Origin of the sequence: Paraflavitalea sp. CAU 1676, from assembly GCF_029223285.1 — a bacterium.
Lineage (GTDB): Bacteria > Bacteroidota > Bacteroidia > Chitinophagales > Chitinophagaceae > Paraflavitalea.
Genome location: NZ_JARHUJ010000003.1, coordinates 892,569 through 909,827, shown reverse-complemented (window position 1 = coordinate 909,827; position 17,259 = coordinate 892,569). Strand labels below are relative to the sequence as shown.

Genomic DNA, 17,259 nt, shown 5'->3' with positions numbered 1-17,259 from the left:
AGAAGTCATGCCGGCGAAAATGGAACACAAAAGAGCTGCACACAAATATCGGAAGGCTGTTACAGGCCGAAAGCCGGGATCGAAGGTTGTATGCCAACGAGGAGCAGAAGGAGCGACGGCTGCCGCCACCATCGCAGATTCCATTCATAGCGTAAAGCTTGAGACTAAGTCCGGCATCTATGTTTTCTGTAACCAGTCGAACGCGACCGTTGAAGAGGACGAGGTCAACGATATGTGCGACGAGATCTGGACGATTTACAGGAACATGTTGGCCAAAATCAAAAAGGAAAAGCTTTCCCTTGATCCATTGGCGGCGGGCCTTTCCCCTGCTACCGCGCTTACCATGGCATTACGAGGCCTGCGAGCTTTGATACCGGCAGATTTCGAGTTCAACATCGAGCATTCAAAGGGAGTCTTTTTCATCGTGGTTTATCAGTTCTGCGATTTTCAACGGATGTGGCATTGCCTCGAAGTGGGCCCGGTTCTGCTGAAGCTGGCAAAGTGCAACAAGCCTTTGCACGACCTGTACCTGTCTTTCATCAGGACGTTTTCACAGTCTGCGGGGGTTGGATTGTGGGACAGCGGCGAACTTGGTTATGCAGCTGAATCGATGGATGATTATTTGGCCGAAGATGATGAAAAGGGGCGGGCTGAGGCATTAGAATGCATTCACCTGTACGAGAAGGGATACATTCACGATTACCTGCAGCGGATCAAGCGCGCACCAGTGATGAAGCCCGCGGAACTATTAAAGAGGGCGCGACGATATAAGGCTGGAAATCCGATAGCCAACCTCATATACCAGGGAGCCCAGCTGCTTACTCGAGGACACAGCGTCCACGAATTTACCTACATCCCCGCCGGCGAAGTGGATCATCCCTACCTGGATTTGGACCTACAACTAAACGTTGCCTGGGACCTAAACGACAAGGTTACGGCTCATTGCGAGTATATGCTTGACGGCATGGCCCAGGAAGGCACACAGGATCCGGTAGCAGCCCTGAACATTTTCACCAATACAAAGGATTACGACTTTGATGCCTTGAGGAAAAAGGCCACGTGGCCAGACGAGTTATCGCAATTCTTTTCCCGCGCTTGGGAGCTCACTGAAACCTTTAAGAAATGAATCAATTGACGGAAACACTGATGAAGACTTACCGGCCGTCACTCGCAATTGTGGTGTACACCAATGGAATGGACGAATGGCACGACGCATACCTCGAAAGTCATGCTTTCAACGATAAAGGTCAGCTCTTGGAGGGCAAACCTTTAAAGCAGGAGACCATTCAGGGCCTTGTCGACGTGTTTTTCGATGAAAGGCAGAACCGCGTACAGATCGGGGGCATCATCCCTGCCAATATGATCCATTTCGATGTCCGGCCGGGTGGGTACTACGATATGACCTGGTTCAGGCCTGCAGAGAAACGACACTTGTTTTTCGTGGATGGGCTGCATATTCCGTCAGGTGAGGCCATGGTGCCAGCCATGCTCTACCAGGTGAAACGAAAAGGTCTTTACGTGTACGCGCTGACATCCGATGAACGCCCAGCTCTGACCACAGAATTGTACAACGCACCGTACCACAATGTAAGTAGTGATGGCGATGTGTGCCTCGGTTCGGCTAAAGTGAAGAAACCCACTACGCGCACCTATCAGGCTGAAATGGAGTACTGGGAAGCGATGTTCTGGAAGAGTGAATTCACGCACCTCGCTCATGCGCAAAACCCGACACGTACGAACCTCAACCTGATCTGGAAGGGCCTCATCGGTACGAATAACGCATTCGATAATCAGGAGCTGCTGCCCTACATGGCAGGAAAGAAGCACCTCAAACTCGCAAACCTGTTATGAAAGTACATTATACAGCACCGTACCTGCTTAACCCGCAGCATAAGATCACCGTCAATCTCGTTGGCCTTGGCGGTACCGGTTCGCAGGTGCTCACCTGTCTGGCGCGAATGAACGAGACGCTGATCGCGCTTAGCCACCCTGGGTTACACGTGTACGCGTGGGACGCTGATGAAGTGACCATGGCAAACATTGGTCGCCAGCTGTTCTCGCCGGCGGATTTGGGCCTGAATAAAGCAACTGTCCTTGTGACCAGGGTCAATCGGTTTTTCGGAACAAACTGGGAGGCCAGACCTGAACAGTACACCGACGCACCGGCCAACATATTGATCACCTGTATCGACACAGCCGCCGGGAGGGTTACGATCGCGGGTAACATGAAGTTCCCAAAGCTCGCCGAACCCATGAATGTTCAATACTACTGGTTGGATATGGGCAATGGGCAAACTACCGGCCAGGCTGTTTTGGGTACCCTGTCATATTGTAAGCAGCCAAAAAGTGAACACAAGACTGCACGGATCCTGCCAACGGTCATTAAGCAATTCCCTGAGCTCAAGAAAGTGAAAAAGGAAGATGAGGGCCCCAGCTGCTCCGTAGCGCAGTCTATCAACAGACAGGATCTGTTCATCAACAGCACACTTGCCCAGCTGGGCGCCAACCTTCTTTGGAAGCTGTTTCGGGAAGGTATGATAACAGTTCACGGCTGCTACCTCAACCTGGCCACCATGATTGTAAACCCGATAAAAATAAAGTGATGTCTAAAGTAGCTGCAATGGCCACTGGCAAGAATGCCAGGCCTGCGAAGAATAAACTTCCGCCCGATGTCGTAGCAAAAATGATGAAGGCGGTATACTCTGAACCTCGAGGAAAAGAGGGGCCGAGGAAGGTAAAGATCAACTCTCCAAAGAAGGAGGTTAAGGTGGCCTCGGCGCCGCGCCAGTTAACATTTGGTAGGGCCAGCACCAAGAAGTATGAGACCCGCAAGGTTGATCTTACCGGGATGGTTTCGTATCGGCTCAATCATAAAACGATCGTATACGACAAGCCGGGTGCTGACATCGAGGCCCTGAGAAAAAAGTTCTGTATCAAACTTTAACCATGTCTGGGCAGGCAAAAAAGGAGCAAGTAGCAATCACCTGGGAGCAACTGGTTTTGGCGATTCATGAGCAGCTGAGTGCCTTTAACGGCGATCCTGCGCTGACGCAGAAGAAAGCCACGCAGGTCGGCAGCTGGGTATGGAAGCAGATGCTGTACAACCAGGAGATGACCCGAAAGCACATGGAGCGCTTAATCTACCTGGTAGATACCATGCGCACCCTGCAGAAGGAGTACTGGGCTGGCCAGCGGGGTAAGCTACCGAAGGCCAAGGTTGCCGAGCACCAGGTTGACCACGCAGTGAAGATCCTGCTTAACCAGCTGGGCTATTCAATTGAGGAGTTAAAACGCAGACACGAACAAATCAACCTATGGGACGGACCGCTAAACAAGGGATAAGCTTTTACAGGATGAACAGCGGCCACATACGTAACAAGAAGGTCAGGCTGCTATATAACGAGTTTGATAGTGATGGGTATTACATCTGGAGTTGTTTGCTGGACTATGCGTACGAGAAGTGGGGATACTATTTTGATTGTAACGATAAGGAAGAGCTGGAATTGTTTGCATCGGAATTCTGTAAGAAGAAGGTAACCAAGGTAAAGGAAGTTATTGACGGGTGCCTCAGGCGTGATCTGTTCAACCAGGTCGTATATGAGATGTTCGGAGTACTTACCAGTGATATGATGCAGGACACATTCGTCAAGGCGACAGCTGAACGCAGGTCGGCCGGTACGAGGGTCTCCATACACGAAAATTACCTGCTGTTATCATTCTCAGATGATGTTCCGCTGAATTTAGTGATAGTTCAGCCGAAGAAAGGAATAGATCAGCCGAACAATTCCGAAAATCAGCCGAAGAATACACAGAGTAGAGAAGAAGAGAGTAGAGTAGAGGAGATGAGATTAGAACAGAGTCCTACCGGAGGTGCGCCGGCAAAGCCGTCGCGTGCAGGAAAGGAGGGTAGGAAAGGGGCAAAAGACAAAGCCGAGGAGACCGAGCCGTATTGGGATCAGCTCGTGAAGGTGTGGTTTGACTTCGGGAAAGAAAAGTTTGGTGTGGAGCCCAGCTTCGTACGGGATGACCCGAAGATCTTCAAGCGCCTCATTGGCATGCTGAAAAAGCGTGCAGAGAAAGCAGGGAAGGAGTGGAGCGAAACCACGGCGCCGCAGCGCCTGCGCTACTTCCTCGATGGTGCATATGCGGATCCGTGGCTGAAAGAACATTTCCTGCTGAAGAATCTCGAAACGCAGTTCGACAAAGTGATCCAAAACCAGACGGCGCGCGCGAAAGAATCCAAGAAGGCCGAACAGACGGACATCCAGTACCTGTACGACCGGTACCTGGAGGGAGGCCTGCAGCTGAAAGTAGTAACAGCGGATCACTACGAGCAGCTGGTCGGCCGCGGGATCATGGACAAGGGATACTACGAGAGCATGGTCGAGAAACGAAAGCGCCAATTGAACGGAAGCAACCAAGGCAACGAGCTGCGCCTGCTGCAGGCCTACACCGAAGGCAAAAACACTGACGAGCGAAAAGCCGACATACCTGCGCTGAAATGCCTGGCCGTATGGGAGGCCTTCGGGATCATGAAAACCAATAAACTTCAAACAGTACCAACCCGATAATTCAAACCATGAAAGCAAACCGACTTTTTTTCGCTAATAACCTGGTTCACCTGCGAACAAAGCAGGGCAAGAGTCAGAAGGAACTGGCCGAAGAGCTGGGCATCCAGGAGGATCGTTTAAGGCACTGGGAAGCGGGAACGAACTACCCGAAGATGACGATCCTCGTACCGCTGGTCAACCTGTTGGGCTTTACCGACATCTACCGGCTACTCACTGAAGACATTCGTCACTGATCAAACCCTAAACGATGAAGCGAAAGACAATCCCTTCGAAAAGCAAGTACACCTGGATCATAGGCATCGATACAGGTACCCATACAGGCATAGCCCTATGGAACCGGAAAGAAAAGAAATTGGTCACCGTCGAGACGATGCCGATACACCGGGCAATGGACTGTGTGAAGATGCTGCACGAGGTTCACGAGAACGAGGTGATGATCAGGTTTGAAGATGCCCGCCTGCGCACCTGGTTCGGGAATGCCGATCGGGAAGTACTGCAGGGTGTGGGTAGTGTAAAGCGTGACGCCACGATCTGGGAGGCTTTCCTGGAAGACAACAATATTCCCTTCGAACCGGTAGCACCGAAGAACAACAAGACGAAGCTTACCGCAGGCCTATTCCGGAAGATGACGAACTGGAAGGGTAGCGCCGATGAGCACGGCCGCGACGCCGCCATGCTGGTATTCAATTTCTAAAAATCAAAACTGAACGCAAAATGAGTACAAGTCTAAACTCACGATCGCGCGCCGAAGGGTGGCGGCCAAACTACAATAACCGTGGGAGTAACGGGAAGCGCCCTTACGAAGGCCGGCAGAAAACCTCCTTCAAGCGACCACCAGCGAAGTACAGTAACCCCTCATGGGAGGACACGGTCAGCAAATACGTTCCCAACGATAAGCAATCACCAAAGAAGAAGTAATGAGCCAGGTGATAACAGTGACAAAGCAAATACGGTGGTTTCAACTATTTGGAAGAGATGGGAGCGAAATACCGGTAGAGGAACGGCGCAAGCGCTGGGAGGTGTGGAAAGATCTTTTGATCAAGGACGGGGAGCAAGAAGGAGTTGACTGGTGGGCAAAGGACAACCTTGGCGCCTGCGTCGGCTGCAAGCATAAAGACCGCGACTGGTGCACACTGGTCGGTCTACCCTGCAACGTAAATCCGATCCTAACCTTTTCCCATAACCATGTTGGTATGGCTTGCCAGGGCGCCGGCTACAACAAAGACATTCAAAGAAAACTGTTCTAACGATGAGCAAGCTAAAAGCCGTATTAAAGAAGATGGAAGAGGATCGCCCCGGACTTGACGCCGATCACTACCATGAACAATTGTCAACCCAGCCGGAAGGAGAGTGGTTTATGCCGACCGGCGACATGTACGCCTTATTCTCTCACCTGTACGAGTGGGATCTCGTAGAGCGCCGCAATGAGCCAATTTGGGTAGATGGCAACTACAAAGGTCAACGAATTTATTTCAGATACCGTAACGATTTAAAATACAAGTCAGAAGCATGAAAATAGAAAACCAAGTCTGTACCCTGGAGCAGGCAAAGCGCCTGAAGGAACTGGGGGTAATGCAATGTGGTTATTTCCTTTGGTCAAAAACCGGTGAGCTCAAACCCGACGATTACAATAACTGGGACCCCGTTGATCCAGCAAGTTCTTTCACCGTCGCAGAACTTGGCGCAATGCTACCCGGCAAGTTCCAGTACAAAGACGAGGAGTGTTTTGTCGATTCAACGAAGTATTGTACAGACATCACTTGGTTGGCGGGCATCCACACGACATGGGCCCACGAAAAGCCGGTAGTCGCTAAGAAATATTTCTCAGGTCAGACCGAAGCACAGGTCCGGGCAACGATGCTCATTTACCTGCTGGAAAAGAAGGTGATTACGGCCGAAGAGGTCAATAAAAGGTTGGAAGCATGAGGCAACATATCTATCGCGCAAAGCGCAAGGACAACGGCGAATGGGTGATGGGCTCGCTGATCGACGGCGACTACATCCTTAATTACATCGACCTGGCTACGAGCTGGACACCTGGCACGAGTGACCATAAGTTGGAATGCCGGGCCTACGAGATCGATCCGAAAACTGTCGGTCAGTATATCGGTGTGAAGGGCTTCATTGGAACAACCCAGCACAAGGTCGATCTGGAGGTGAAGCTATTCGAGGGTGATGTTGTGGAAGCCTTCAGCCAGGGTAGCAGGGCAACCTTCGTTATCAAATGGAGCGGAGAGAGTACGCCTCGATTTTATCTATATCCCGCATGGCAGAATAACCAAATGTGGAACATCCACGGCTCAAGCGTTGACCGCAAGGACGGCGATTACTACGACTCGCTCCGTGTACTCGGTAACATTTACGATCAACCTGAATTAATAAAACAATGAAAGTACTCACATTTTCCCGGCAATACCCGACTGGACATCCGAAAGCAGGCCAACCGACTGAATTCGTAGAGAAAGTGTTGTTAAACCTATACGCCCAAAGGTTATATCAAAGAAGCAAGATTTGTGAAATAATGCGGCAATTAGTCCCTGATTCTCATCCTATGTATTATGAAGATACATTCAGGGAGTACAAATCAGAATTGAGCAAAGGCCATACTATCCGAACAGGTACCCGATTCAAGGTAGGTGACCAGGTCAGCCTTCGTGTATGGTCCGGAAGGCCTTATGCAAGTAAGCAGATAGAGTTCGCGCAGGTGGATGTGAAGAAGGTTTGGGAGTTTGTGATTTTGGAAGGTCATCTATTTGTTGCGGGGTGGAATATTGGCCCCTTTCATACCGACAATAAGGTTATTGCTCCCGTCGCCTCCAACGACGGCCTATTGATCGAAGACTTCATAGCCTGGTTCGCCATCCATCCAAAAGCCAAGGAAATGGAGTTTCACGGCCAAATAATTTGTTGGAATGATCAAATTGAATATGCCGGTAAACCAGCCGAGCTGGATGAGGAGGTATCTGCATGAGCAACAAAATAAAGGGCCGCATCGTGGCCATTTCGAAAGAGTTTCTTGTTCCTGGCACATTTAAAAGCATGTACGCCGCGCAGGCTTGGTTGAAGCAAAATGGATACGATTACGGATCTACCAGCGCCATGGATCCGACGCCTGTGGTTAAGGGGGAATATGGCAACTATGATCTGCCCCAAAAGTGGAAGAATTTCACCCGCGCCGACGAATTGACGGTACACGGAGCAATAACCGGCAACATGCGTGACGGTCCGGTCACCGTTCACATCTTTCAGGAAAAGCAGCCCAATAATCCGCCCGAAAATATGTCCAAAATATCAACCCAAAATGTATAACAATGAAACAGCTTTTAACTGTCCCAAATTTCACCTATGAGCAGGGCGACCCTTTCGGTGGAGATCAGCGCTGCGAACGGCCCATTCGTGTCGAATACTACAATGGATCCATATGCCTCGACCAGGGCGAGAATGGTTGTATAAGCATCCTGCCAGAGCATTTTGAACCGCTATTCAAGCTGATCAGGAAACACAAGCCCGAGGCTGAACAACGACTAAATCGGTAAGCAATGTGCCTCAATAAACCAGGTACCTGCGACAACTGCGGCAAACGCAGTGAAGGTCTGATGACCTGCACGTACTTCGATGACTCGACGACGACACTTTGCCCAGATTGCCTGAAGGAAGATGGCAGCTTTTGCCTCTCCTGTGGGCTGTATTGCTCAGGCACGGCCAATTTCGACTTTGTGCATCCTGGCTACTGCGACGACTGCTGGGATGAGATCGAACAGGCAGACAACTGGGACGAAGACACCGACCCCTACGAGAGTAACGAGGAGTACTTCGACCGGTATGAGGCCATCGATCCGGAGGATAATTAACGTAACAAACCAGTCAATTCAGCGACTAATATAACCACTATGGATACAGTAAATACAGATGGAAAAGAGACTGTTTTTGTGGTATACCGGAGAAAGCAGCGATCGGGCCCAGCGCCGTCCCTTACAGTTGGTAAACCCTACTCAGTGATCGATTTTAAGGACGAGGGCCGCGACGAACAGGTCCTGATCACGAACGACCGCGGGACCAACAAGTGGTATTATCGCCATGATTTCGATGCAGGCCCTAAGGTGGTAGCAGTGTACAACCCCGATTCGATAACTGTGGGCATTTCAGGTAACCCGCAATCGTCTACTATCCCAGTGAAGTCGGAGCCAGCCCCTTCCGATCAGTATAAGTACTGCAACCACCACCACGAGCTCACAGAGGACTATGAAATCGTCAATTTCGGCGATGGCGAGTTCGTGGCCAATAAAGCAGCTGTACCCCTTCTTAAGGCTTTAAATGAGGCAGGCCTGCGCACCAGGTCGCACCACATCGAGAAACTAGGGGAGGGCTGGTTTACGATCCTGCTGGAGGAGAACGTCGACATCGAGATCAAAACGGTGCGCGAGATCGACGCCGACCGGTACCGGTACGACGGTAAGGTCGAGCTACTAATCAGGTGGGAGCCAAAGCGACCGATTAACTAAACCTTTAAATTAGCACCATGAACGAAAAGGTCAAGTTTGAGAAGCCTTTGGGATATAAGGCATATGGATCGATACCTCACCTGCCTGGCAGCCGGCTTGGCTCCGGTGATCACCACTGCGAGCATGGGCAGGCACGCATAGCAACTGAAAAGACCCGCGATCGGCATGATGTCGTGATCGTCCAGGAGAAGCTCGACGGCAGCAATGTTTGTGTGGCGCGTGTAAAGGACGGGGCCATTCAAGCATTAACGCGCGCGGGATATCCGGCTCTAAGCTCGCCATATGAGCAGCATATTATGTTTTCGCAGTGGGTAAAGGCCAACATCGAACGATTCGACCGGTTATTGGGTGATAATGAGCGGATTTGCGGAGAGTGGCTCGTTCAGGCTCATGGCACCAGGTACGATCTGCCGCATGAACCGTTTGTTCCGTTCGACGTCTTCAAGAACAAGGTGCGGTTGCCGTATATGGAATTTGAGAGCAGGGTAAAAGGGTTCGACTTCACGGTTCCAAAATTGCTCAGCTACGGGCCGGCATATTCAATAGAAGCGGCCTGTGAAGCGATAAAGGTTTCCGGTCATGGTGCGCTTGATCCTGTCGAAGGTGCCATCTGGAGAGTGGAGCGCCGCGGGAAGGTCGATTTCCTTACCAAGTTCGTGCACCACTTCAAACAGGATGGAAATTATCTACCGGAAAAGAACGGCACCGATAAGCCGATATACAACGTCTATTTTTAAATGAAGTTTTGGCCCGGATTAACGCCGGGCTTTTTTGTGCTCATACATAACCGATAAGAATAATGTTTCACAAAAAACTGAAAGTTGTGAACTAACTCCCTACCTTTGAACAAGCTTTGAAACATAAATAGTTTCCAGCGTGACTTCACTATCAGATCAGCAAATACACTTTTGCAACGAGTACCTCGTTGACTTCAACGCTTCCCGTGCGGCAGTTGCTGCCGGCTATTCCAAAAAGACCGCCGCTTCCATCGCTTCTCGTTTGTTAACAAAAGTCAATATTCAGGCTTACCTGTCTAAGAAAAAGGAAAAGGTAGCCGCAAAGCTCGATATCAGCATGGAGCGGACGCTCCTGGAGATCGCGCGTGTGGCTTACTCGGATCCGCGCCGGCTGTTCGATGAAGAGGGCCGGCTGAAGCCAATAACCGAGCTTGACGACGATACTGCCGCCGTTATATCACACATTGAAGTTGATGAGGATGTAAGCATGGGGGACGACGACATTGATCTGGAGGAAGGAGACGAAGACGGCGCGGCACCACCTGTTCCTGCAGGACCAAAGGCTCCGAAGGGCCCGAAGATGGTTGGTACATCAACTACGAAGGTGAAGCTCTGGTCGAAGTTGCAGGCATTGGGCCTGTTGGCTGACCACTTTGGAATAAAGAAGCCGGCGCCGGCACCAGTGAACAATATCAACTTAAGTTCTTTGAGTGATACGGATTTGAAGGCCTTGCAGGCTATGAAGCAAAAATCGGCCGGATGAATGGCCTCGACCTGCTTAACATACCGTTGATTGAACTAAATAAGGAGCTCTTTAAACGGGGTGACTTTGACTTTATAACGATCACGGAGCGGGGTAACAACGTGAAGCAGCAGGAGGCCTTCAAAGCTCTCCTTTCAGGCGATGTTCGGGAGATACTGTATGGAGGCGCGGCAGGTGGTGCGAAGAGTTGGACGGGTGCCACGTACTTCACGTTCATGGCGCTGCTTTATCCAGGCACCAGGTACTTTGTCGGCCGGGATAAGCTCACGGATCTGCGAAACGCGACGCTCTCGACCTTCCAGAAGGTATTTAAGACCTATGGTGTACACTACGTCGCAGGTGCCAAGGGCAGCCCTCCAGAAGATGTTGACTGGGTTGAGTATCGGGAAAAGGACCACTATCTGGAGTTTTCCAACGGCAGCCGAATTGACTTCATTGCGTTACGGTTTTTGCCTACGGATAAAATGTACGAGCGCTTCGGGTCCTTTGAGTATACGCAAGGATGGATCGAAGAAGCTGGTGAGGTGAACTTTGGTGCGTACGACGTCCTGAAGAGCCGTATAGGCCGGCACCTTAACGATAAGTATGGACTGAGGCCTTTACTCTTCATCACCTGCAACCCGAAGAAGAACTGGCTTTATTACGAGTTCTACACCCCATGGAAGCGTAAGACCCTGTCCGCGAAACGGATGTTCATTCAGGCCTTTGTTCAGGACAACCCGGCCAACGAAAGCACTTACCTGGAGCAACTGCAGTCGCTAAATGATAAGGTAAAGAAGGAGCGCCTGCTGTTCGGTAACTGGGACTACGACGACGATCCTGCTGCGTTGTGTGAGTTTGATGCGATATGCGACATGTTCACAAACGCGCACGTGATCGCGAAAGGGGAGAAGCGGATCAGCGCCGACTTAGCCATGCATGGCCGCGATCGCTTCATCATTGGCGCCTGGACGGGCATGGTAGTGACGATACCGGTTGACAAACCGCTGGCCAAGGGGAAGGAGATTGAGACCGACCTGAAGAAGGTGATGGTGGCCAGGGCAACGCCACACAGCAAGACGGTGGTCGACAGTGACGGCCTCGGTGCTTACCTGGAGAGTTACCTGGTTGGTATCAAAGAGTTTCACGGTGGCAGCCGGGCAATCAACATCAAGGACTACGGCAACCTTAAAAGCGAATGTGCCTTCACCTTGGCTGCTAAGATCAACAACCGGGAAATAAGGGTGATATGTACCGAGGAACAAAAGCAAAAGATTATCGAGGAGTTGGGCGTACTAAAGCGGATCGATGTCGACAAGGATGAAGCCCCGAAGAAGATCCTGCAGAAAAAGGATATGAAGGAATTACTGGGCAGATCGCCCGACTACATGGACATGTTGATCATGGGCATGTATTTCGAAGTTTACAGGCCTCGCAAGGGCTCAACAGCAGCTTAACCTTTTAATCTTTCCGATGTCAGTATCGGCAGTTTAAAAAAATGATACTCAATCAGCAACAGATTCAGGACATTATTGTAGGGAACCCCAATAAGGACCTCGTCAATAAGGGCAAAGCATACAATAAGACAATGCGGCGGCACGTGTATGGCGAAGGCCTTGAGGTGCATCTATCAACAATCGAGGGGTATGAAAAGGAGGCATTGCACAAGCTTCGGGTAAAGTACACCAGGTCAAACAAGGACCTGTTTGCCCGTATAGATCGACCCGTCGACAAAGTGTTTTCGGCACGAGGTGGATCGATCTACTTTAACCTTCCCGACGAACTCAATCAGCGCGCAGCTGCATTGGCCATGGACGTTCGGGACGGCTACAGTATCCGCAAATGGGTTGAGATGTTCTGGCGCCCGCACGTTGTAGACGATCCGTATGGCCTGGTATTCGTGGAGATGATGTCGGTGCAGAACGCCCTGCAGGCAAGAACCCAAGGCCGTTCATTCGTTTACCCTACCTATAAATCGATTACCTGCATTTACGATTATCTGCCGAAAGGGCAAAAGCTTGATTATGTGGTGTTCAATGTCACCGCTGCAGAGAAGCGCGAAATGGGTCTGAAGGAAGACGAGCAGATCTACCGCCTGGTAGATGATGCGAACGATTACATCGTTAAGCGCACAGACAAGGATCGAGTGCGGATCCTGGACAAATTCACCATCCCGAATTTCTTTGGCGAGGTACCAGCCTTGGTAAATAGCGATATAGTCGATCCGCAGTTTGCCGTAGGCTTTCTTTCTCCCTATGACAAAGCGGTGGAACTTGCCGAGCACTTCTGCATGAAGGGCAGCATCAAGATCACGCACGACATCATGCATGGCTTTCCGAAGTACTATGAGTACGCGGACGACTGCGGGGAATGTTCCGGAACCGGCTGGAAGGGTGAGGATAAGTGCCCGACCTGTAAGGGGACCGGCAAGTCTGCCATGACTAAGGTGTCGGATGTGAAACTTTTGCCTTATCCCAAAAAGACAGGTGGCGAGGAAGATGTGAAGGTAACTCCCGACGTCGCTGGCTATATTACCCCCTCAAAGGATTACTACGAGATCGCGACTTCAGACCTGCAGCTGCTCGAGGATGTGATGAACGTGACCATATGGGGCACGATGTCAAGGGTAAGATCCCAGGGCATGGCCATCAATGGAGACGGCGCGGCGAAGACTGCGACCGAGATTATGGACGAACTGAAGCCGCAGGCCGATCGCCTTCATCCATTCAGCGACATGGCAGAGCGTCGCCACAGGATGATACTGGACTTCACCATCCGCCTTAACATGTCGATGCCTACGTATAAAGGCAGTTCAGTCAACTACGGCCGGCGCTATTTGATCGAAGGACCTGACGTGATCTGGACCAAATACAGTGAGTCGCGTGAGAAAAATGTAAGTCAGGAAGTGCTGAACGATTTACTGGTCGAGTACTATGAGGCGAAGTATTACAATGACGAGGTCAAGCTAAACGTTTTGATTAAACTCAAGGACGTGGAGCCCTATATCCATAATACAAATGAGGAGCTTGAGACATGGCCGATCCCGCCATTCGAACGCGTAAGGAAGGCCTATTACCTGGATTGGCGCACTTCGAGAACCATGGCCTTTATTCTGGTCCACACGGTTGAAGAGCTTAAAAGCGACCTGACAACATATACCATCAAAAAAGTCGAGGAAGGGGTAGGACTGAAGGACGATACGCCCCTGGCAGTGAAGCTCGGTGTCGGCGGTACTCAGGCATTGCAGGCATGGATGGCTGACCCGAACATGGATCCGGAGGCCAAGGAAAATGCAGCAGTGTTCGTGTTTGGTGTTAAGCCCGAGGTGGCCCCGAAGATCGTTGCAAAAAAGCAGCTGCCTGCACCAGGTGGCCCTCAACAACAACCTGACCCGATAGTGTAACTACGTTCACTCATTTTTTAACATAAATAGTTAACAATGTCACAAGGAAAGAAAATGAACCACCTGCGCAAAAAAAGCGCAATCGAGAAGTACCAGCCCCTCAAAGAGCAGGGTATTCTCCGCGAAGATCTTTCGCTGCAGCTAGGCATGGATGAAAAGTCCTACACACCTGACGAGATCGCTGAAATACTCGACACTCTGTTCAACCCAGAATCGGATAAAAGCGGCGAGGGTAGTAAGGTGCAGAATCCTAGCAAAGAGAAGCCAGCACCGAAGAAGAAAGAGGTTGCCAAGGAGGAAAGCGAAGCGACCACAGGTTACGAAGAGTGGCGTATGGAGCGGGTTAATGGAAAGCTCGAAAAGCTGAAGCTGGTACGCAAAAACGTGAAGATCTCTGAAAAGGAGGCGGAGGCCTTAAACAGTGCTGCGTCTGGTCCTGAGGCAACTAATCCCGTTATGTACCTCAAGTCGGAGGAATAGTATGCAGCCATTCCTTGAGGTGCCCATGTGTCTCGCCAATTCCGAGAAAAAGGAGAAGGTGGTCATGGGCAAATGCCTACCAACCGAAATAGCCTACTACTACCCGGGCTTTTATAATGGGGTAGTTGTCGTAACCAAATCAGGCCAAAGTTTCCTGCTTGCGTTGGAGGAGTCACAGTTTGAGGCGATGCTTGAGGCATACTCGAAGATGACCAAGTCCAACACCGGGAAGTTTGGCATATTACGGACCGATTAACCGAAACTGCATGCAGCCAATTGAATTTCCCGAAGCCAACCTGATACTTGGCAAGGATCAACCAGAGTATAGACCGCCGCCGGTCTTCCTCGATCGTAGTGATCCCAGTACCCCCATGACGGCCTGCTTTGAACTTTCCGATGAGGAGGTGGCGGAAATTGTGGCGACCCGTCGGATATATAATACACAACGGACGTTCGGAAAGCTCTATCATCCGATACTGCTGACGACACGTAACCCATTTACTAACGCACAAAACGAAAATACAAATGGCACTGAAGAAGCACACGCTGGCCCAGATCGCGACAATTCTTAAGATCAAGGAGGCTGATCTTGAAACTGCTATTAAGGATGAAAAAGAGGTCGACCTGACCATCGATGATAAGCTCCAGGCCTTCACCGAAGCCGAGGTGACCACGCTCAAGAACAACGAATACACCCGCGGCAAAGAAGCAGGTGTCGAGATGGAGATTAAGGAAGCCAAAACAAAGCACAGCCTCGATTTCACCGGAAAAACGATTGATGGCCTGCTTGGAGCATACAAAACCAAGGTAATCGCCGACGAGGGCAAAGCTCCGGACGCAAAGGTTAAGGAATATGAAACCAAGATCGCTACCCTCACGAGCACAGTGACTGACCTGGAAACGAAGCTGGCGACCAAGGAGACCGAAGTAGAAGCCGTCCACATCAATGGCGAACTGTACAAGCATATTCCGGCACCTGGTGACAAAGGTCCAGCCCTTTCGCAGGATGAGGTAATCGCCTTAATGAAGAGTAACGGGTACGAGTTTAAACGCGAAAATGGGACAATGAAGCCGTATAAAGGTGGTCAGCTGCAGACCGATAAGCTGGGTAATGCTGTTCCGGTTGGTGACGTCGTGAAAGCCTTTATGAATGAAAAGAAAATTGGTATTCCTGCGCCGGATCCGGGTGGCCGAGAAGGAAAGGACAAGCATTCCACTACCAAGGCGACCAACATGACCGAGCTAAAAAAGCAATTTACTGATCAGGGTAAAAGCCTGAATGGTCAGGAGTTTATGTCCGCAGCTTCCGAAGCAATGAAAGACAAAGACTTCAAAGCAAACGAATAGCATCACCTGTCATGCCTCCTATCAACCGCTCGTGTCCACGGGCGGTTATTTCTTTCTATAGATTTCCAGTATAGTATAGTCTACCTGCCGCTCTCCGTTGGCTTGGATCCACTGTTCTGCATCGCCGAAGTCATCGAATTTGGCATGGGTATCGATTAGCCCGTAAATCCGCCTGCCGGCAGAAGAAAGATTTGAATCTGTCAATTGGAATACTTGATACTGGCTCTCGGCTTTGTACTCGCTCATAAAATAGGTTTTGCTGAAGATATGAAGCAAAGTTGCTGCACGAACTTTCAGAAGTTTTTGAAAATAAATTTTGCTGATTCATTTCTTCTTCTCAATTTTACACCAGCCCCAAGGTACGCGGGCTAAGGTGTTCTCCGGAGCAAGGTACGTCTCCAAGGTATTTTCCTCAGGGTATTGAGGTCCCACTTTCTACACAGCCTCAAATCAATGGCAAACTTTGATACGAGTAACCTCGTGGTTGCTCAAACTATGTTAGCGGACCGATACGCGAACCCTGAAATGCGTATGAAGCCCGCCCCCGCTTTCAATCTCCTTACTAACAACGAGCAATTCCTGGTGGAAGATGCTCAAATCCTTCGGACGAGAGAAGATCGCCCCATCGAGGCGCACTTACTCACTCGTACGAAAAGGGCTTCCGGCAACGGTCGTACTCACAACCACACAGGAACGATTGATGACAGCGCGAAGGTCACCCTCGCCTGGACCTCCAAAAGCGATAAAACCACCATCAGTCTGAAGCTGCTGGATCGCTCAGTGTTAGATTTCAATACCGTTCTAGCAAATAAGCTGGAGCAGTGTTGCATGAACATCCTCGAAGACAAGGAGACCGAAGCAATCGCCTTCTTACGCGCACAGCGTGCCACTCAACAGCCTACACTTAAGGGAGCAAGCTTCAACGCGGCTAATGACGCGGTAGAGATCGAAGCAGCGAAGGCCACTTCGTTCCTGCAGCGGTTGAAGTCTGTATTCAAGCAGAATTATTTCAGCGGACTGGTTGACGTGATCGCTGATAGCAACATGCAAATCGCGTTTGACAACCAAGCAGCCCAAGGCGGAAACAACGCCACAAACCTGGCATTCCAGTTCCCTGGCACCAACATCGTTGAAAGTGTAGAGCTCGAAGACGCGAACTATGCGTCAGGTATCGTAATGGCGATGCCTCAAGGTGGAGCTTGCGCATTCAACTGGGTTCCTCCTTTGAACATCAGGGGTTGGGGTGATTATAACACCTACAACGGAGGCTTTGGAACGTTCACGTACCTGGGCTTCACTTTCGCCTTGCATGGCTATGCTCAAAGGAGCGATACATCCGGTACTAACGGAAGTGCGCAGGACGTAACGCTGGAATTCGAGTTGTCTCTGGATAGCTCGTACAACAAGGCGCCGCTCGTCTACACCACCAGCAGAACGGATTCTGTGATCATCGAGTTCGCTCAAGCTTCGTAAGTCA

General features: G+C 50.5%; 28 protein-coding genes. 27 read left to right on the top strand and 1 reads right to left on the bottom strand.

Annotation, left to right across the window (positions count from 1 at the left end):
- The first annotated feature begins 7 nt into the window (after nt 1-7).
- The 26 genes from P2H89_RS12800 (at nt 8) to P2H89_RS12675 (ending at nt 15,782) form a co-directional block, all read left to right on the top strand.
- Nucleotides 8-1,126 carry a hypothetical protein gene (locus P2H89_RS12800; RefSeq protein WP_275827307.1) on the top strand — a complete coding sequence of 373 codons (1,119 nt, stop codon included), beginning with the start codon at nt 8-10 and terminating at the stop codon, nt 1,124-1,126.
- Nucleotides 1,123-1,851: a hypothetical protein gene (locus tag P2H89_RS12795; RefSeq protein WP_275827304.1), complete on the top strand. Its 729-nt coding sequence runs from the start codon at nt 1,123-1,125 to the stop codon at nt 1,849-1,851. Before P2H89_RS12800 ends, P2H89_RS12795 begins: the two co-directional genes overlap by 4 nt.
- Nucleotides 1,848-2,603 (top strand): PRTRC system ThiF family protein, encoded by a 756-nt coding sequence (locus P2H89_RS12790; protein ID WP_275827302.1) that lies wholly within the window; start codon nt 1,848-1,850, stop codon nt 2,601-2,603. Before P2H89_RS12795 ends, P2H89_RS12790 begins: the two co-directional genes overlap by 4 nt.
- Nucleotides 2,603-2,944 carry a hypothetical protein gene (locus P2H89_RS12785; protein WP_275827300.1) on the top strand — a complete coding sequence of 114 codons (342 nt, stop codon included), beginning with the start codon at nt 2,603-2,605 and terminating at the stop codon, nt 2,942-2,944. Before P2H89_RS12790 ends, P2H89_RS12785 begins: the two co-directional genes overlap by 1 nt.
- Nucleotides 2,945-2,946: 2 nt before the next feature.
- Complete coding sequence (locus tag P2H89_RS12780) at nt 2,947-3,342, top strand: hypothetical protein (RefSeq protein ID WP_275827298.1); 396 nt, start codon at nt 2,947-2,949, stop codon at nt 3,340-3,342.
- Nucleotides 3,315-4,571 carry a DUF4373 domain-containing protein gene (locus tag P2H89_RS12775; protein ID WP_275827296.1) on the top strand — a complete coding sequence of 419 codons (1,257 nt, stop codon included), beginning with the start codon at nt 3,315-3,317 and terminating at the stop codon, nt 4,569-4,571. The genes P2H89_RS12780 and P2H89_RS12775 overlap by 28 nt, the downstream gene beginning before the upstream one ends.
- Before the next feature lie 8 nt (nt 4,572-4,579).
- Nucleotides 4,580-4,804, top strand: coding sequence for a helix-turn-helix transcriptional regulator (locus P2H89_RS12770; RefSeq protein ID WP_275827294.1), 225 nt, complete (start codon nt 4,580-4,582; stop codon nt 4,802-4,804).
- A 14-nt stretch (nt 4,805-4,818) separates the two neighbouring features.
- Entirely contained in the window at nt 4,819-5,265 is a 447-nt protein-coding gene (locus P2H89_RS12765) for a hypothetical protein (protein ID WP_275827292.1), read from the top strand.
- A gap of 20 nt (nt 5,266-5,285) precedes the next feature.
- Nucleotides 5,286-5,489, top strand: coding sequence for a hypothetical protein (locus P2H89_RS12760; RefSeq protein ID WP_275827290.1), 204 nt, complete (start codon nt 5,286-5,288; stop codon nt 5,487-5,489).
- Complete coding sequence (locus tag P2H89_RS12755; protein WP_275827288.1) at nt 5,489-5,818, top strand: hypothetical protein; 330 nt, start codon at nt 5,489-5,491, stop codon at nt 5,816-5,818. The genes P2H89_RS12760 and P2H89_RS12755 overlap by 1 nt, the downstream gene beginning before the upstream one ends.
- A gap of 2 nt (nt 5,819-5,820) precedes the next feature.
- Nucleotides 5,821-6,084: a hypothetical protein gene (locus tag P2H89_RS12750; protein WP_275827286.1), complete on the top strand. Its 264-nt coding sequence runs from the start codon at nt 5,821-5,823 to the stop codon at nt 6,082-6,084.
- Nucleotides 6,081-6,497 carry a hypothetical protein gene (locus tag P2H89_RS12745; RefSeq protein ID WP_275827284.1) on the top strand — a complete coding sequence of 139 codons (417 nt, stop codon included), beginning with the start codon at nt 6,081-6,083 and terminating at the stop codon, nt 6,495-6,497. The genes P2H89_RS12750 and P2H89_RS12745 overlap by 4 nt, the downstream gene beginning before the upstream one ends.
- Nucleotides 6,494-6,961 (top strand): YopX family protein, encoded by a 468-nt coding sequence (locus tag P2H89_RS12740; RefSeq protein ID WP_275827282.1) that lies wholly within the window; start codon nt 6,494-6,496, stop codon nt 6,959-6,961. Before P2H89_RS12745 ends, P2H89_RS12740 begins: the two co-directional genes overlap by 4 nt.
- Nucleotides 6,958-7,542, top strand: coding sequence for a hypothetical protein (locus tag P2H89_RS12735; RefSeq protein WP_275827280.1), 585 nt, complete (start codon nt 6,958-6,960; stop codon nt 7,540-7,542). The genes P2H89_RS12740 and P2H89_RS12735 overlap by 4 nt, the downstream gene beginning before the upstream one ends.
- Entirely contained in the window at nt 7,539-7,880 is a 342-nt protein-coding gene (locus P2H89_RS12730) for a hypothetical protein (protein ID WP_275827278.1), read from the top strand. Before P2H89_RS12735 ends, P2H89_RS12730 begins: the two co-directional genes overlap by 4 nt.
- 2 nt (nt 7,881-7,882) lie before the next feature.
- Complete coding sequence (locus tag P2H89_RS12725) at nt 7,883-8,107, top strand: hypothetical protein (RefSeq protein WP_275827276.1); 225 nt, start codon at nt 7,883-7,885, stop codon at nt 8,105-8,107.
- 3 nt (nt 8,108-8,110) lie between these two features.
- Nucleotides 8,111-8,422 (top strand): hypothetical protein, encoded by a 312-nt coding sequence (locus tag P2H89_RS12720; protein ID WP_275827274.1) that lies wholly within the window; start codon nt 8,111-8,113, stop codon nt 8,420-8,422.
- A gap of 39 nt (nt 8,423-8,461) precedes the next feature.
- Entirely contained in the window at nt 8,462-9,073 is a 612-nt protein-coding gene (locus tag P2H89_RS12715; RefSeq protein ID WP_275827272.1) for a hypothetical protein, read from the top strand.
- A 17-nt stretch (nt 9,074-9,090) separates the two neighbouring features.
- Complete coding sequence (locus tag P2H89_RS12710; RefSeq protein ID WP_275827270.1) at nt 9,091-9,810, top strand: RNA ligase family protein; 720 nt, start codon at nt 9,091-9,093, stop codon at nt 9,808-9,810.
- A gap of 139 nt (nt 9,811-9,949) precedes the next feature.
- The gene (locus P2H89_RS12705; RefSeq protein ID WP_275827268.1) at nt 9,950-10,573 is read left to right on the top strand and encodes a terminase small subunit; all 624 of its coding nucleotides are present in this window, start codon (nt 9,950-9,952) and stop codon (nt 10,571-10,573) included.
- Entirely contained in the window at nt 10,570-12,009 is a 1,440-nt protein-coding gene (locus P2H89_RS12700; protein ID WP_275827266.1) for a terminase family protein, read from the top strand. The genes P2H89_RS12705 and P2H89_RS12700 overlap by 4 nt, the downstream gene beginning before the upstream one ends.
- A 41-nt stretch (nt 12,010-12,050) precedes the next feature.
- Entirely contained in the window at nt 12,051-13,955 is a 1,905-nt protein-coding gene (locus P2H89_RS12695) for a hypothetical protein (RefSeq protein ID WP_275827264.1), read from the top strand.
- Nucleotides 13,956-13,991: 36 nt separating this feature from the next.
- On the top strand, nt 13,992-14,435 hold the full coding sequence (locus P2H89_RS12690) for a hypothetical protein (protein ID WP_275827262.1): 444 nt from the start codon (nt 13,992-13,994) through the stop codon (nt 14,433-14,435).
- A gap of 1 nt (nt 14,436) precedes the next feature.
- Entirely contained in the window at nt 14,437-14,691 is a 255-nt protein-coding gene (locus tag P2H89_RS12685; protein WP_275827260.1) for a hypothetical protein, read from the top strand.
- 10 nt (nt 14,692-14,701) lie between these two features.
- A complete protein-coding gene (locus P2H89_RS12680; RefSeq protein ID WP_275827258.1) occupies nt 14,702-15,007 on the top strand; it encodes a hypothetical protein in 306 nt (101 codons plus the stop codon).
- Nucleotides 14,961-15,782 carry a hypothetical protein gene (locus P2H89_RS12675; RefSeq protein ID WP_275827256.1) on the top strand — a complete coding sequence of 274 codons (822 nt, stop codon included), beginning with the start codon at nt 14,961-14,963 and terminating at the stop codon, nt 15,780-15,782. The genes P2H89_RS12680 and P2H89_RS12675 overlap by 47 nt, the downstream gene beginning before the upstream one ends.
- Nucleotides 15,783-15,827: 45 nt before the next feature.
- Here the strand turns inward: P2H89_RS12675 and P2H89_RS12670 are convergent, their stop codons facing one another.
- Nucleotides 15,828-16,028: a hypothetical protein gene (locus P2H89_RS12670; protein WP_275827254.1), complete on the bottom strand. Its 201-nt coding sequence runs from the start codon at nt 16,026-16,028 to the stop codon at nt 15,828-15,830.
- A gap of 285 nt (nt 16,029-16,313) precedes the next feature.
- Between P2H89_RS12670 and P2H89_RS12665 the strand changes: the two genes are divergently transcribed.
- Nucleotides 16,314-17,255 (top strand): hypothetical protein, encoded by a 942-nt coding sequence (locus P2H89_RS12665; RefSeq protein ID WP_275827252.1) that lies wholly within the window; start codon nt 16,314-16,316, stop codon nt 17,253-17,255.
- The last annotated feature ends 4 nt before the right edge of the window (nt 17,256-17,259 follow it).

Coding starts and splice junctions, on each gene's coding strand:
- P2H89_RS12670 (WP_275827254.1), bottom strand. CDS start 16,028: ATGAGCGAGTACAAAGCCGAGAGCCAGTATCAAGTATTCCAATTGACA.
- P2H89_RS12780 (WP_275827298.1), top strand. CDS start 2,947: ATGTCTGGGCAGGCAAAAAAGGAGCAAGTAGCAATCACCTGGGAGCAA.
- P2H89_RS12795 (WP_275827304.1), top strand. CDS start 1,123: ATGAATCAATTGACGGAAACACTGATGAAGACTTACCGGCCGTCACTC.
- P2H89_RS12775 (WP_275827296.1), top strand. CDS start 3,315: ATGGGACGGACCGCTAAACAAGGGATAAGCTTTTACAGGATGAACAGC.
- P2H89_RS12720 (WP_275827274.1), top strand. CDS start 8,111: ATGTGCCTCAATAAACCAGGTACCTGCGACAACTGCGGCAAACGCAGT.
- P2H89_RS12695 (WP_275827264.1), top strand. CDS start 12,051: ATGATACTCAATCAGCAACAGATTCAGGACATTATTGTAGGGAACCCC.
- P2H89_RS12745 (WP_275827284.1), top strand. CDS start 6,081: ATGAAAATAGAAAACCAAGTCTGTACCCTGGAGCAGGCAAAGCGCCTG.
- P2H89_RS12690 (WP_275827262.1), top strand. CDS start 13,992: ATGTCACAAGGAAAGAAAATGAACCACCTGCGCAAAAAAAGCGCAATC.
- P2H89_RS12685 (WP_275827260.1), top strand. CDS start 14,437: ATGCAGCCATTCCTTGAGGTGCCCATGTGTCTCGCCAATTCCGAGAAA.
- P2H89_RS12680 (WP_275827258.1), top strand. CDS start 14,702: ATGCAGCCAATTGAATTTCCCGAAGCCAACCTGATACTTGGCAAGGAT.
- P2H89_RS12715 (WP_275827272.1), top strand. CDS start 8,462: ATGGATACAGTAAATACAGATGGAAAAGAGACTGTTTTTGTGGTATAC.
- P2H89_RS12730 (WP_275827278.1), top strand. CDS start 7,539: ATGAGCAACAAAATAAAGGGCCGCATCGTGGCCATTTCGAAAGAGTTT.
- P2H89_RS12710 (WP_275827270.1), top strand. CDS start 9,091: ATGAACGAAAAGGTCAAGTTTGAGAAGCCTTTGGGATATAAGGCATAT.
- P2H89_RS12800 (WP_275827307.1), top strand. CDS start 8: ATGCCGGCGAAAATGGAACACAAAAGAGCTGCACACAAATATCGGAAG.
- P2H89_RS12700 (WP_275827266.1), top strand. CDS start 10,570: ATGAATGGCCTCGACCTGCTTAACATACCGTTGATTGAACTAAATAAG.
- P2H89_RS12675 (WP_275827256.1), top strand. CDS start 14,961: ATGGCACTGAAGAAGCACACGCTGGCCCAGATCGCGACAATTCTTAAG.
- P2H89_RS12725 (WP_275827276.1), top strand. CDS start 7,883: ATGAAACAGCTTTTAACTGTCCCAAATTTCACCTATGAGCAGGGCGAC.
- P2H89_RS12790 (WP_275827302.1), top strand. CDS start 1,848: ATGAAAGTACATTATACAGCACCGTACCTGCTTAACCCGCAGCATAAG.
- P2H89_RS12750 (WP_275827286.1), top strand. CDS start 5,821: ATGAGCAAGCTAAAAGCCGTATTAAAGAAGATGGAAGAGGATCGCCCC.
- P2H89_RS12735 (WP_275827280.1), top strand. CDS start 6,958: ATGAAAGTACTCACATTTTCCCGGCAATACCCGACTGGACATCCGAAA.
- P2H89_RS12760 (WP_275827290.1), top strand. CDS start 5,286: ATGAGTACAAGTCTAAACTCACGATCGCGCGCCGAAGGGTGGCGGCCA.
- P2H89_RS12665 (WP_275827252.1), top strand. CDS start 16,314: ATGAAGCCCGCCCCCGCTTTCAATCTCCTTACTAACAACGAGCAATTC.
- P2H89_RS12785 (WP_275827300.1), top strand. CDS start 2,603: ATGTCTAAAGTAGCTGCAATGGCCACTGGCAAGAATGCCAGGCCTGCG.
- P2H89_RS12740 (WP_275827282.1), top strand. CDS start 6,494: ATGAGGCAACATATCTATCGCGCAAAGCGCAAGGACAACGGCGAATGG.
- P2H89_RS12765 (WP_275827292.1), top strand. CDS start 4,819: ATGAAGCGAAAGACAATCCCTTCGAAAAGCAAGTACACCTGGATCATA.
- P2H89_RS12770 (WP_275827294.1), top strand. CDS start 4,580: ATGAAAGCAAACCGACTTTTTTTCGCTAATAACCTGGTTCACCTGCGA.
- P2H89_RS12755 (WP_275827288.1), top strand. CDS start 5,489: ATGAGCCAGGTGATAACAGTGACAAAGCAAATACGGTGGTTTCAACTA.